This is a genomic window from Mesorhizobium sp. M0119 (assembly GCF_040322615.1).
Taxonomy (GTDB): Bacteria; Pseudomonadota; Alphaproteobacteria; order Rhizobiales; family Rhizobiaceae; genus Mesorhizobium.
In genome coordinates this window covers 23,165-34,661 of record NZ_JAMYTU010000049.1, presented here as the reverse complement: position 1 = coordinate 34,661, position 11,497 = coordinate 23,165, and the positions used below count along the sequence as shown (strand labels likewise).

Annotated in this window: 12 protein-coding genes and 4 pseudogenes; 3 read left to right on the top strand and 13 right to left on the bottom strand. The window is 58.0% G+C overall.

What is annotated here, in order from left to right; genetic code table 11:
- The first annotated feature begins 239 nt into the window (after positions 1-239).
- Positions 240-1,274: a dipeptidase gene (locus tag NKJ40_RS27860; RefSeq protein WP_352468802.1), complete on the top strand. Its 1,035-nt coding sequence runs from the start codon at positions 240-242 to the stop codon at positions 1,272-1,274.
- A gap of 415 nt (positions 1,275-1,689) precedes the next feature.
- The gene (locus tag NKJ40_RS27855; RefSeq protein WP_352468801.1) at positions 1,690-1,866 is read left to right on the top strand and encodes a hypothetical protein; all 177 of its coding nucleotides are present in this window, start codon (positions 1,690-1,692) and stop codon (positions 1,864-1,866) included.
- A 602-nt stretch (positions 1,867-2,468) separates the two neighbouring features.
- On the opposite strand, the gene NKJ40_RS27850 is transcribed toward NKJ40_RS27855, so the two are convergent.
- The 6 genes and pseudogenes from NKJ40_RS27850 to NKJ40_RS27830 form a co-directional block, all read right to left on the bottom strand.
- On the bottom strand, positions 2,469-2,783 hold the full coding sequence (locus NKJ40_RS27850; RefSeq protein ID WP_502903771.1) for a recombinase family protein: 315 nt from the start codon (positions 2,781-2,783) through the stop codon (positions 2,469-2,471).
- A 1-nt stretch (position 2,784) separates the two neighbouring features.
- Positions 2,785-3,619: pseudogene (gene trbI / locus NKJ40_RS27845) on the bottom strand (IncP-type conjugal transfer protein TrbI); the annotation flags it as partial.
- Positions 3,620-3,631: 12 nt separating this feature from the next.
- A pseudogene (locus NKJ40_RS32005) lies at positions 3,632-3,766 on the bottom strand (conjugal transfer lipoprotein TrbH); the annotation flags it as partial.
- Positions 3,767-4,627: pseudogene (locus NKJ40_RS27840) on the bottom strand (IS66 family transposase); the annotation flags it as partial.
- 73 nt (positions 4,628-4,700) lie between these two features.
- Positions 4,701-5,045: an IS66 family insertion sequence element accessory protein TnpB gene (gene tnpB / locus NKJ40_RS27835; protein ID WP_096453731.1), complete on the bottom strand. Its 345-nt coding sequence runs from the start codon at positions 5,043-5,045 to the stop codon at positions 4,701-4,703.
- Positions 5,042-5,422, bottom strand: a complete 381-nt coding sequence (locus tag NKJ40_RS27830; protein WP_352468799.1) for a transposase — start codon at positions 5,420-5,422, stop codon at positions 5,042-5,044. Before NKJ40_RS27830 ends, tnpB begins: the two co-directional genes overlap by 4 nt.
- 212 nt (positions 5,423-5,634) lie before the next feature.
- Here NKJ40_RS27830 and NKJ40_RS27825 point away from each other — a divergent pair, with 212 nt between their 5' ends.
- On the top strand, positions 5,635-6,027 hold the full coding sequence (locus NKJ40_RS27825; RefSeq protein ID WP_352468798.1) for a hypothetical protein: 393 nt from the start codon (positions 5,635-5,637) through the stop codon (positions 6,025-6,027).
- A gap of 527 nt (positions 6,028-6,554) precedes the next feature.
- Here the strand turns inward: NKJ40_RS27825 and NKJ40_RS27820 are convergent.
- The 7 genes and pseudogenes from NKJ40_RS27820 to NKJ40_RS27785 form a co-directional block, all read right to left on the bottom strand.
- Positions 6,555-6,665 (bottom strand): annotated as a pseudogene (locus tag NKJ40_RS27820) (DUF6429 family protein); the annotation flags it as partial.
- Positions 6,647-6,994 (bottom strand): hypothetical protein, encoded by a 348-nt coding sequence (locus NKJ40_RS27815; RefSeq protein WP_352468797.1) that lies wholly within the window; start codon positions 6,992-6,994, stop codon positions 6,647-6,649. The pseudogene NKJ40_RS27820 and the gene NKJ40_RS27815, both read right to left, overlap by 19 nt.
- 354 nt (positions 6,995-7,348) lie before the next feature.
- Positions 7,349-8,032 (bottom strand): IS66 family transposase, encoded by a 684-nt coding sequence (locus NKJ40_RS32000; protein ID WP_502903767.1) that lies wholly within the window; start codon positions 8,030-8,032, stop codon positions 7,349-7,351.
- A complete protein-coding gene (locus NKJ40_RS27800) occupies positions 7,974-8,213 on the bottom strand; it encodes a hypothetical protein (RefSeq protein ID WP_502903770.1) in 240 nt (79 codons plus the stop codon). The genes NKJ40_RS32000 and NKJ40_RS27800 overlap by 59 nt, the downstream gene beginning before the upstream one ends.
- A gap of 197 nt (positions 8,214-8,410) precedes the next feature.
- Positions 8,411-8,737: a hypothetical protein gene (locus tag NKJ40_RS27795; RefSeq protein WP_352468795.1), complete on the bottom strand. Its 327-nt coding sequence runs from the start codon at positions 8,735-8,737 to the stop codon at positions 8,411-8,413.
- A gap of 209 nt (positions 8,738-8,946) precedes the next feature.
- The gene (locus NKJ40_RS27790) at positions 8,947-10,377 is read right to left on the bottom strand and encodes an amidase (protein WP_352468794.1); all 1,431 of its coding nucleotides are present in this window, start codon (positions 10,375-10,377) and stop codon (positions 8,947-8,949) included.
- Between the two features lie 92 nt (positions 10,378-10,469).
- Positions 10,470-11,207, bottom strand: coding sequence for a class I SAM-dependent DNA methyltransferase (locus NKJ40_RS27785; RefSeq protein ID WP_352468793.1), 738 nt, complete (start codon positions 11,205-11,207; stop codon positions 10,470-10,472).
- Positions 11,208-11,497 lie beyond the last annotated feature (290 nt).

The following is an 11,497-nucleotide window of genomic DNA, read 5'->3' as shown; positions in this document are numbered from 1 at the left end:
CATCTTCTTCCATCACAAGGTGTCCACCTATTTTGGTGGACACCTCATGCATCAGAGCACTCAACAGCAAAAGGTGCGGGGAAATTCGCGCTTACGATCATTCAGGCAACTAAGAATGCTTTTTTGTTATGATCGGCTATCATATCGATGTTTGCCGCATAATTCTGCTTGATACATAATCCAGGCGAAACGTTACGGTCTTAGGAGTCCTAAATGCAAGTCACCGCAAGAGATAAAGCATGGAAGCACTAAGCATGAAAACCGAGAGTATTCATCGCGATGCGATTATCATCGATGCCGTTGCACCGCTTCTCGAGCGTAAGAAGTACGTAGAATCGTATAAGACCGGTGGGGTCACATGCGTGGCTCCGACCGTGTCCGGAGGAAGTAGTTCTTCTCCCGCAGCTGCACTTCAATTAATCGGAAGTTGGCTTCGCTTTATTCGCTCCAGGGAAGATCTGAAGCTGGTGCGGAAGGCATCTGACATTGAAGATGTCAAGCGAGATGGTCAGATGGGAATCTTGTTTCATTTCCAAGGAACGTTGCCATTCGGGACGGATCTCGACCTCGTTGAGGCATTCCATTCGCTTGGCGTCCGGATGGTGCAACTGACATACAACAGGAGAGATTATGTCGGCAATGGATGCGAGGAGGAGATCGATGAGGGACTCAGCAATTTTGGCAGGAAGCTGGTGCGAAGGCTGAACGAAAACAGAATTGTCATTGATTGCACCCATACGGGTTACAAGACCACAATGGATGCCTTGTCGCTAACGACGCAGCCGGCAGTTTTCTCGCACTCGAATTCCGCCGTCATCTTCCCGAGCAAAAGGAATATTAATGATGATCAAGCCAAGGCGGCAGCAGCAACAGGCGGCTTGGTTGGAGTAACTGTAGTTCCGTTTCTTACCGTGCCTGCAAATGGCGGATCAGCGCGACCCTCGCTGGATGATCTAATCGCGCATATCGATCACTTCGTGTCGCTCGTCGGAATTGATCACGTAGGCCTAGGTCTCGACTATTGGTGGGGGACTCTACCATTCTCCGATGTCGAAACTGTCATTGAAATGTGGGAGCACTATGTCAGCGCCGGCATGTGGAACCCTGCTGTTTATCCGCATCCACCTCATTACTATCCGCCAGAGATCGAAACGCCTGAGATGCTCCTCGGAATGACGAAAGGCCTTCTCCGCCGAGGCTACAAGGAGGGCGATGTCCATAAAATACTAGGTTTAAACTGGCTTCGTGTGTTCAGACAGGTTTGGGGAGCGTAGCGCGTCCGCAGTTTTTCCTCGCGCCTGATTCGAAGGCCTTCGTTCCGGACTACCACGAGGAATTCCGCCAAAGGCTTCGCAGGAAATGTCGCCGCAGCCCGTGGAGCCCGAACGCTGGCGCTATGGGGCGTAGACGGTAACCGCGCTCGCCATATGCATGGATGCAGTCGAGAATGCTGGTCAAAGGGTACAGGCGATAGCCAGACTTCCGGGAAGGGGATAGTGTCCAAACTCTTGTGATGTCAGCGTACGCGACCAACAGATATCGGTTGATCTCTTAAGTTTCAGCGGCGCCTATGACCGTATGGCGGCGCTACGCAGAGGGCGGCCGGAGACCACGGATTTCCGTACCGCCGCGTCAGGTCGGCGACGCCTACATCTGACCAAACTGCGGGATACACAACGGAGATGCACCATGAAAAAGGCCACCAGCGAAAACTATCAAGAGATCAATCTTTCGGAAAAATATCGGCCGATTGCCCTTTGCGCCGTCAAGGCTGCCGTCAGCATTGCGCAGACCAGAAGCCAGCCACAGCCGAGGAAGAACTCTCTCGAGCATCTGCTGCTTCCTGAGGATCTTCCCGAAGCCTGAGTTTCGTTCATCTTCTTATATTCTTCGCGCGTAGGTAGGTACCTGCAATGCTCAAAGTAGCCGACGCCATCAAACCGCTTCTAACCTGCCCTTTGCACACTTCGCGCCCCTGATCCGCGAGCTATCGAACCCGCCAAAGCGCAGCAGCATTAGCTAAGACCGGCGGAGCTAGCCGGGGTTCTGCACCCCGATCTGATGCCGACCCTTTGAGGCATAGAAATAACTTTAACTTTCAGCGTGCTATCGCCCGGCGCTCGCCGGGCAATGATAGCGGAATCGTTCATATAGTCGCTACGGCTGCGCAGTTCAGTTTCCGCTTTTCATAGTCATTCGTCTGGGTTCCATCGGAGATCGTGAACATAATGGTGGGTCTAGCCGAGCGGCGTGGTCCGCGCTGGCTGCGCTGAAGTTCGCATTCGCGGCCGGATTGCATCTCTGCAACATTAGGCAGCACAACATCAAGACGCTTGTTCCCGACAATAGCGGTATCCTTTGCACAGGTCCTGAAGGGCCGAGTGGTACGTCAAGGTCTGCGACATGCTTGCGCAACTCTTTGTGGCGGGCGGCTGCAACCGGGTGATGTCGAACGACCTTCGACCTCTTCATATCGAGCCGCTGCCTGCCAGGCAGCTTCCCTTTTGCTTGCGCGGCCGCGATACCGTCTTTCGTCGCGACGAGATGAGCCGGCGCTCGAAATGAGCGATGGCACCGAAGACATGAAAAATCAGCTCGCCTGCGGCTGAAGACGTGTCGATCTTCTCCTCCAGGCTCAACAGGTCGATTTGCCGCTCGCGAAGCATCTTCACGATTTCGAGCAATTCCGCCAGTGACCGACCGAGCCGATCCAGGCGCACGATCGCAAGCGTGTCTCCGGCACGAGCATAGGCGAGCAATTCCGCCAACCCCGATCTGTCCATGGTTTTGCCCGACTTGATGTCGGTAAACATCTTGAAGGTCCGAGTTGATGCCGGTGATCAGCGTCGCAGGTATGACCGAGCCACGCTTCAGCTCATAGAGAGACTGCTGCGGCACGACACGGTTCCGCAGGTAACCGAGTTCCTTGAGATCGGTGTTGAAGAAATCCTCCTTGGGCCGCTGCCCGTTCTGATCAACATGTTGCCCTGTGAGACCGTTTTTCAGGGCAGCGGCATAGAGATCGGGCATTGTTGGGTTCGCCATGGACGATGCCGTCGTTGTGTTGGTCGACATCTGATCTCTTGTCTTTTCAGCTTGAGCCTCCAGCTTGCTGCGGTCGATGGGCAAGCGGTGCATCATACGCCGCGTCGTTCGCCTGCAAGCGCGCCATTCGTTGACGCTGCCGCTCGCGCAGATAACGCTCCTGCTGCTCGCGCTGCAGTCGCGCACGCCAGACTGCCTCGGACTCCAGCTCCTGGCTCCTTTGCGGTTCCTCACGGCTCGTCGGTTGCTCCGTGAAGGGATTGGCCTTCTTGTCGTCCTTCGTTTCGGTCGGTGTAGGCTGGAAGATGACCTGCTGCTCGGTGTCGCCAATGATGCCGTCGGTGACGCCGCGCTTGATCTGATCGGCAAAGGTCGAGGCAGGCGTTCCCGGACTTGTCTCGAGCCCGGCGTCCTTGTTTAAGAACAGGCCGCGCGAGGTGAGCCCGTAAAAGATTATGCCAAGGAACGTGATCACCAGCACGATCACCACGATGATCGGCAGTCGATTGACCCGGCGCATGCCGGACTGTGCGTTCTCGGTTGCCGCACCACCAACCTTGAGGGATTGTACCATCGTCTTCTCACCTCATCCGCGCTTGAGCACTGAGAGCGCGCTTGCCGGTGTCGCGCCGCTTGCCGTCACCGTATAGGCCCGTCCGAGCTCGACTTTGCTGGTCGACAGCCGCGCAAGGACTTGGCCCTCGAATGTCACGACGACATAGGCGAGCGTGCGGAGATAGGTCCAGAGGTAGGCCGTCTTGGCCTTGCCCGATCCTGGGGCCAGCGTTGGCAGGGTGGTCTCATCGGCAAAGACCCGCTCACCCTGCTTGATGCGGGTCAGTGCGTAATCGGCGAGCGGCTCGAGCTCGAAGCCGACCTTGCCCATCCACTGCGCCATCTGTGACCGGTCGATCTCGACCTGATCGCGGGCATAGATCGCTTCCTGGCGGTAGAGCGGCAGGCCATCGGCGTATTTCGACACTGCGATCTGCGCCAGCAGCGCTTCGGTCGGAATGCCGCTTTCGATGATGCGGGCGGGTGCGGCTGCCTGGGTGACGCCGTCCCAACCCTTGTAGGCATATTTGGGGCGACGCGTGACGATCACCCGGAACTTCGCCGGGGTGACATCGAGCCGTTCGGAGACGTCCTCGCCGATCAGGATCTTTTCCAGCGCTTCGCAGCCAGCAGGCGTTTCGGGCTCGATAACCACCTCGACCCGTTCGAGATGGGCCGCAAAGCCTTTGCGAGGACGCGGAGCGCGCTTCGCTTTCGAGCCGCCCGCAGACTTCTCCATCTGCGCTTCGATGGCCGCCACGCCGGTTTCGATCTCGTCGAAGACCAGAGCATACTGTTCCTCGCTCAGCGCGCCGGTCCGCAACCTTTCGGAGCGGCTGCCGAAGCGCGCCCGCTCCAGCATCTTCACGACCGCCGTCAGTCGTGCGATCCGCTCATCGGCGCTCTTGTTGACCAGCTCGAGATGGAGGTTGCGCTCCTCGAGAAGGGCGGCCTTTTCGGCCATGGCAATAACCATCGCCTTGAGCGCGTCAACGTCGTCCGGGAGCGCGAGTTCGGGTGCCGACATGGCCAAAATCAGAGCATATTCGCGGGCAATTTTCCCGCTTTTTCAGCTCCCTGATTCATCATGCCGCAGGGTTTTACCCAACCGATTGCGGCCGCCTGACGGTCTCCGTCCGAACCCGTTTCCAGTCCATTCCGTCGACCAGAGCCATGAGCTGAGCATGATTGAGCTGGACCCGGTGGTGGCCGATCCGCGGCCAGCAGAACTTCGCGTCGTCCAGTCGCTTGGCATAAAGACACACGCCGCTGCCGTCCCACCAGACGATCTTGATCCTGTCCGCTCTTTTCGCGCGAAAGACATAAAGCGCGCCGTTGAACGGATCCGAACCGGCATCGCGCACCAGTGCCAGAAGGCCGTCGGGACCTTTTCTAAAATCGACGGGATGACTGGCGACCAACACCTTCACGCCAGCCGGGATCATGCCTGGCGAACCGCCCGGATAATCCTGGCCAAATGATCCTGGCCGACGTCGGCGCCGGCCCGAATGACCACATCGCCCAAACAGATCTCCACTGCCGAAGACGCCGCTTGGGTGACCTCGACAAAGCCAAGCCGATCCGCATCTCGCCGCGGCGTGACCGCACCGCTCTTGATCGCCTTGCTCCGCCAGCCGAACAGCTGGGCTGGCGCCATCCCCGCTTGTCTGGCGATGGCCGATACATTCGCGCCCGGCTTCAGTGTCGCCTCGATCAGCCGCGACTTCGCTTCCGCCGACCAGCGCCGCCGCGGACGCTGCGGGCTTGCCTCCAGCCGGTTCGGGACCGCCTCAAGGACATGGAAACTTATATCATCAGGCATAGGCGCAGACATAGAAATTGACACTGTAAGCTCCTCGGCTTCTTCAGTGTCACTATCTCTCGCTCATCACCTCAAGCCGCGCCAGATGGGGTCGGCTGGCGCTTACGTCTGAGCCGATATAGCCGTGACCTCATCGCCGCAGCAGAGACCGACATGGCGCTGCCGAAGGAGGTGCGGCGCAAAGGAAGTCGTGACTGGATTTGGAGCAGGCCGTGGGCGTTGCAGACATCATTAGTGCTGCAACCCTTGCAACCAGCCCCATAATCAAGGGGGCATGGGTTCACAAGGGTACGCATATCGATCTTATCGGCGGCTTCACTCCCAAAATGAGAGAAGCGGACGACGCGGCGTTGATGATGGCCAAAGCATTTGTCGACACGCGCGAAGCGCTTCATGAAGCGGGAGATCTTGTTCAGCCCATTCAGAGCGGCATTGTGGCCGAAGAGCGTGTTATTGGCACTCTTGCGGATCTTGCCAATGGCAACGTGAACGGACGAACCAGTACAGATGAGATCACCTATTTCAAGGCCGTTGGGTCCGGACTTGCCGATCTTTTCGCAGCTCGAATGGTGTACAGCTCTATTCGGGAGGAGACAACGACTTAGCCTTAGCTAAGTCGTGATTGGTTGCCGCTCAATCTTTTTGATCCCCGTTCCATAAGCTATTTATGCAACTTTATCGTGTAGCAGCTAGTTAGTAATGTGACAGTTGAGCGATTTAGAGATCCGACAGTTGGTGCTTTTGAGGATCTGGTCAAGACGAAGCTGGGAGGAAGGTTGCGACTTCACAAAGCCTGGCAAAGGCCGAGCGCTGCAGTGCGGTCGTGCCTTGTCTGGAATCCGCCATGGGTTCGCGATCTGTTAAGGGCCGCGCGCAGTGCCCAAACCTTCCCAGGAGCAGCCGCCAGTGCCAGATTGTTTAAACGGTTCAAAGAGCGCCGATGCGGCATGGCTGAGGCGTACCGAGCTCGAGAGCGACAGTTGGTTGCGACAATGACGCCGCCTTTGCAAGGTTGGCGAATTGGTGTCGAGTTGGCGAAACTCGTTTGGGTTGCAGCGCTTACATCGCCCTGCAAGGGTGGCGCTGCAGAGGCGTCCTCCGTTGGTCCGCCAGGCGCCAGATGCCTTGCAGCGCGTGAAAAGCCGCCGCAGAACAGTTCCTCCGACCGCTGAAGACCTTCGTCCGTCAGGGCTAAGGACTTCGCCTTGTTCACAGGGTCTGCAATCAGCCCCTTCCGAGTAAGCGAAGCGCCGGGGCACCTTTCCCGAAATCGTCCGGTGATGTGTCTATGGTAAATCGGTCACTGGTCCGCGCGGCGCCGCGGCCCCGCCGATCACTGCGGACGTCATAACGGGTGACGTAGTGGAGTTCGCGGAGGGCGGGGATGACGAGGGCGATGTCTTTGTACGCCTCGTGTTCGATGAAGTGCGCGGTCTCGGGCCCCGGCCTGGGCTTGCCGAGGACGGGCCTCCCCTTTTTGTCAACGCAGTAGATCAGGATCGGCAGCAGCAGGCCGTGGTTGGGATTGTCGAGATCGAGTAGCCGTTTCCAGCTTTTGATGTTGAGATTCATGGCCGCGTAGAACCCCTAGCACCACGGCCGGGGGTCGATGCCGCCGCTGGGCTTGGTTGCGAATCGGGGCGCATTATAGCGCGGCGATCTGGGAGAGACCTCTCATCCTGATCGCCGCGCCGCAGCGCATAATCCTGCGGTCTGTCGAAGAGCGTCTCGTTGATTCGGTTGTGGATCCTGGCGACGCTGGCAAACACGGCGTGATCGGTTGCAGACCCTTTGGCCAAGACGTCGCGCGGCAACCACATGAGCGGGCACATCCGGTCTTGCGGGTCCCGACATGGTCCGCACCGGCGGGCGACGGTTGGTCTTGACGGCCATCCAGGCCTCCAGCGCCGGTCCGACAGCGCCATGTCATCGATTGCGCTCATGCCGCCAAGGCGAGCGGCATCTCTTGGCGGCGCACCCAGTTCCATGGATCAGCTCGTCCCAGCGCGAGGCTGGCCAGTCGTTCTGGATGCGCTCGGTGACGTCGGGCATGTAGGCTTCGGCATCGACGCCGCAGAGCTTGCAGGTCTCGATGATGCTGAGCACGACCGCTGACCGGTCGGCCGCGGCGAAGCTGCCCGAGAAAGGCCAATTGCGCCTGCCGACCGTAAAAATCCACGAATGGCACGCTCCGCGATCAGGTTGTCGGGCTCGACTGGCCATCGTAGAGGAAGCGGTTGAACGCGCGCCATCGCTTGGTGCCGTAGGCGAAAGCCTTCGCCATATCGGCATGGCGCGACAAACCGTTGCCTTGGCGCATGAGCTGTCGTCGCAGCGCGCGGACCAGTGGTCGGGTCCGCATTCGTCGTGCGGCCAATCGCTCGGCGGGCGGGAGCCCCCGTATCTCTTCACGATCCGGTAGATCGCCTGGATACCGGCCATCGCCGTCGTGCTGAGCTCGGTCGGCTGACTGTCGTGAACGTCGAATATCTTGCGACGCAGATGGGCCAGGCAGGCAGCTTCCGAATGGCGCCGCCCCTTGTAGATCTGGTTATAGCCGCTGAAACCATCGGCCTGGAGCGTGCCGGCAAATCCGGCGAGCTCGGTCATCACGCTCTCGCCGGCGCGGCCCATGGTGGCGCGATACCAGGCGATCGGCGGCTCCTGCGAACCCGAGTTGCGGTCGTACCCAGAGCGAGCCGTTGTGCGTCTTGCCAGTGCTGGACGTCAGGATCGGAAGCCGCGTGTCGTCGGTGTGAATCTTGGTGCGGGTGTAGATCGGATCGAGCAAGGCGGCCGCGTAGCCGACGCTGCGCGCAAGGGTGGATCGCTCGATATCGACGCCCTTGATAGCTGAGCTTGCCGCGTGCAATGGCTTTGCCTGGTGCCGGCGCGTGCATGATTTTATCGCAGGTCCGGCAGCTGTACTTGGGTCGGATGGTCTCCATCACCTGCCAGGCCTAGGCGACCAGATCGAGCATCTCCTCGCTATCTTCGCCGCAGCCCGGGCAACATGCGCAAGACGGCTCGCGAACGACCCGCTTGCGCGGCAGGCTCGGGTTGAGCTTGCGCAACCGGCAACACCCGGACCTTGTCGGTATCAGCGACGATGGGCAGCTCGGTATCGGGCACGCTGGCGGCGAAATCGGTCTCAAGATTTTCGAGTTCGAGCCGCATCTGCCCAGCTTCTTGGACGAGCAGCCGAAGGCCTTGCGAAATCCACTTGGCGAAGAACGCTTTCAGGCCGATGTGCTTGGATCCAGATAAAGTAGTGGCTGTGGGCGGCCGCTGGACGCAGGCAAATTTGAAGGTCACGACTAAGCATTGTCCGATACGATTGGGAGGCTTGGGACGGTTTCTCTCACCACCAAGCCCGCCGTGAATACATTTCACACGGCTAACGGGGGCGAAGCCGTCGGATTATTCACCGGGTAGTCTTTCATTGGTGCTTCACATTGGGGTAATCATATCTTGGGTCTTCTCGTTTAAACTGCTTCTGATACCAAAACTGTAAAAACTGTAATTCATCCGTTCGCTGCCCGAACGTTTGGTCGTCGATGTATCCAAGGTCGGGCCTCCTCCAGATCGCGCGCGACCCGCACGAGTGTGGCCTCGTCGCCGAATCGGCCGACAAGTTGAATCCCGATTGGCAAGCCGTTCGTGCTTTGCGCCAAAGGCAAGGACACAGAAGGCTGTCCAGTGACATTGAATACGCCAGTGTACTGGTAAAGCACGGCATTCGCTTCATTGAATTCTTCTGCGGACAAGGTCGGGTTGGCCGTACTGTAGACACTGCCATGCGGTAGGGCCACCGTGGGCATTGTCGGGGTCAGCAGGATGTCGAAGTCTTGGATCGCCTCTCCGACGTGGAAGCGCATACTCCGCAAGGCCTCGTGTTCGTCTCCCGCTCGGGTTTGTGAATTCCGGCCGTATTCATAGAGCTTGAGATTGATAGGCTCCAAGGTGTCCGCGCTGATCGTACGTCCCATGGCCCGCGCTGCGTCTTCAAGTGAATTCGCGCGTCGGCCTGTGCTGCCGAGCCATATTTTACTGCATTCGGACTTATACAGTGGCTCCATGTCCGCCACTAAGTGGCCCATTTCCTCCAGAAGTGTGGCCGTCGATTCGACAGCGTGCAGCACTTCCGGTTCGACATCGGCCATGCCCCATTTTGTCCTCGCAACCCCTACCCTCAACTTGCCAGTGGGTTGAGAGAGTTCCTCTACATAGGGACGGTTCGGTTGGACGATCATGAATGGATCGCCGGGATGGGGACCAGAAAAAACATCTAGTGCGGCAGCCACGTCGCGTACCGTCCGACATAGAACAAACTCACGAGTACAGCCAAAGGATACGTCCTGTTGGTTCGGGCCGCCTGAAATGCGCCCGCGGGACGGATTCAGCCCGACAAGACCGCACCAGGAGGCGGGGGCTCGAATTGACCCGCCGCCATCGTTGCCATGTGCAATTGGAGTGATGCCGGCAGCCACTACCGCTGCCGCGCCTCCGGATGACCCCCCCGCGGAGCGTTCTAGATCCCAGGGGTTGCCGGTGATGCCATTAAGAATGGATTCGGTCATTCCGGATGTCGCAAGCTCCGGTGTCGCAGTTCTTCCGAGCGTCCGCAGTCCGCCTTCCCAGGCGCGATGAAAGAAATAGCTGTTGATATTGGCTCGATAGCCTTTGTAGAGACGGCTTCCGTTTTCTTGCAGGCGGCCAGCTTCGGAGGCTCCCACATCTTTGCGGAAGAACGGCACGCCATTGAAGAGCCCTGCGTTCTTGCTGGCAACGCTCTCAGCATCCTTGTAGAATTCGATGACGGCATTGATGCTTGGATTGACCTCATCGTGGGCTTGACGGGCTAGCTGTGTCAATTCCATAGTAGTCACTTCGCCGGCAGTCACGAGAGAAGCCAAGCCAGTGGCATCGTGTTCCACGTATTCACTTAACTTCATTGCAGCTATCCCTCGGATACTCTAATCGCGGCTGGATGAAACTTCAGTTCAGTAGCAGGTCACAGGGATTCGCCGCCGAAAAGGGTTCTGAACTAAAGGCCGGCACGGCGGTAAACTGAGATATGACGTTTGGACCCTTCGGTGAACGCACCTCTGGTCCAATCTCCCCATCGTTCTGCTAGTTTCAATCCTACGCATTCGGCCATGGTATCGAGTTCCTGATGATAAACGTAGCGAGCACGATAGGGCAAACATCTGACCGATGTACCGGAAAACCAGAGGAGGGATGAGACCAAGTTCTGGTTTAGTGGATCGTGGATGTCCGTATTGACAAATGTATTCTCGTGGTCGACGAGCGTAGTAGTAGTTTTCTGGCCGCCGACGAAACCACCCATGGCCGGCACAGGCAATTCTATCACCAGAGTGCCCTCATCATCTAACGCCTCCGCGGCAGATCGGAGGCAACTTATTTGCGCTTCGCGGGTGACGAGCAAAGGCAACGTGTGATAAGCGCAATACACTAAATTGTAGCGTTGCTCCGATTCGAAATTGGCCATGTCCCCGTTCCACGCCTTAATCTGATCGGTACGCTCCGCGAGAAGTTTCAACATGCTATCCGACTTATCGATACCTTCGACCCTGACGCCCCGCTCGCTCAATGGCACTGCCACGCGTCCGTCGCCAATACCAAGTTCAAGAGCACTCCCTCCGCTGCAATATAGCTCAAGAAACGCGGCAGTCTCGTCTGCTTCAGCGACTCTGCCGCGGATGCTGTTAAACTTTTCATAGACTGAAGCCCAATTCTCCTTATAGGCGAAGTCATCAGACATGTTAGATTCTCCGGTTTGGTTTTTGCTCTGCTTATATGCGTACTAGTCGAATCTGACAGCGCTCCACGTGACGGAATTCGACTGTTTCGAGCCAAGCCGCATGGACCATTCTGTTAGATTGAAGTTTGGCAATTCGTCACTGAACCAGCCATCGACCAGCGCCATCGACCGGTCTGAAAAGGTTTCACGGAAAACGCGCAGCCATAGAACTGAGCGCGGGTCTGGTGACCGCGCAGTCTCGCTGGCGCAGGAGATTTTTGAAGCGAAATCATCGACTCAACGGCTCCGTG

Bases quoted from the DNA above. Each gene is read 5' to 3' on its own strand.
- NKJ40_RS27850 (WP_502903771.1), bottom strand. From the start codon at position 2,783: ATGGACAGATCGGGGTTGGCGGAATTGCTCGCCTATGCTCGTGCCGGA.
- NKJ40_RS27785 (WP_352468793.1), bottom strand. From the start codon at position 11,207: ATGTCTGATGACTTCGCCTATAAGGAGAATTGGGCTTCAGTCTATGAA.
- NKJ40_RS32000 (WP_502903767.1), bottom strand. From the start codon at position 8,032: ATGACCGAGCTCGCCGGATTTGCCGGCACGCTCCAGGCCGATGGTTTC.
- tnpB (WP_096453731.1), bottom strand. From the start codon at position 5,045: ATGATCCCGGCTGGCGTGAAGGTGTTGGTCGCCAGTCATCCCGTCGAT.
- NKJ40_RS27830 (WP_352468799.1), bottom strand. From the start codon at position 5,422: ATGCCTGATGATATAAGTTTCCATGTCCTTGAGGCGGTCCCGAACCGG.
- NKJ40_RS27855 (WP_352468801.1), top strand. From the start codon at position 1,690: ATGAAAAAGGCCACCAGCGAAAACTATCAAGAGATCAATCTTTCGGAA.
- NKJ40_RS27815 (WP_352468797.1), bottom strand. From the start codon at position 6,994: ATGAATCTCAACATCAAAAGCTGGAAACGGCTACTCGATCTCGACAAT.
- NKJ40_RS27790 (WP_352468794.1), bottom strand. From the start codon at position 10,377: ATGAAGTTAAGTGAATACGTGGAACACGATGCCACTGGCTTGGCTTCT.
- NKJ40_RS27860 (WP_352468802.1), top strand. From the start codon at position 240: ATGGAAGCACTAAGCATGAAAACCGAGAGTATTCATCGCGATGCGATT.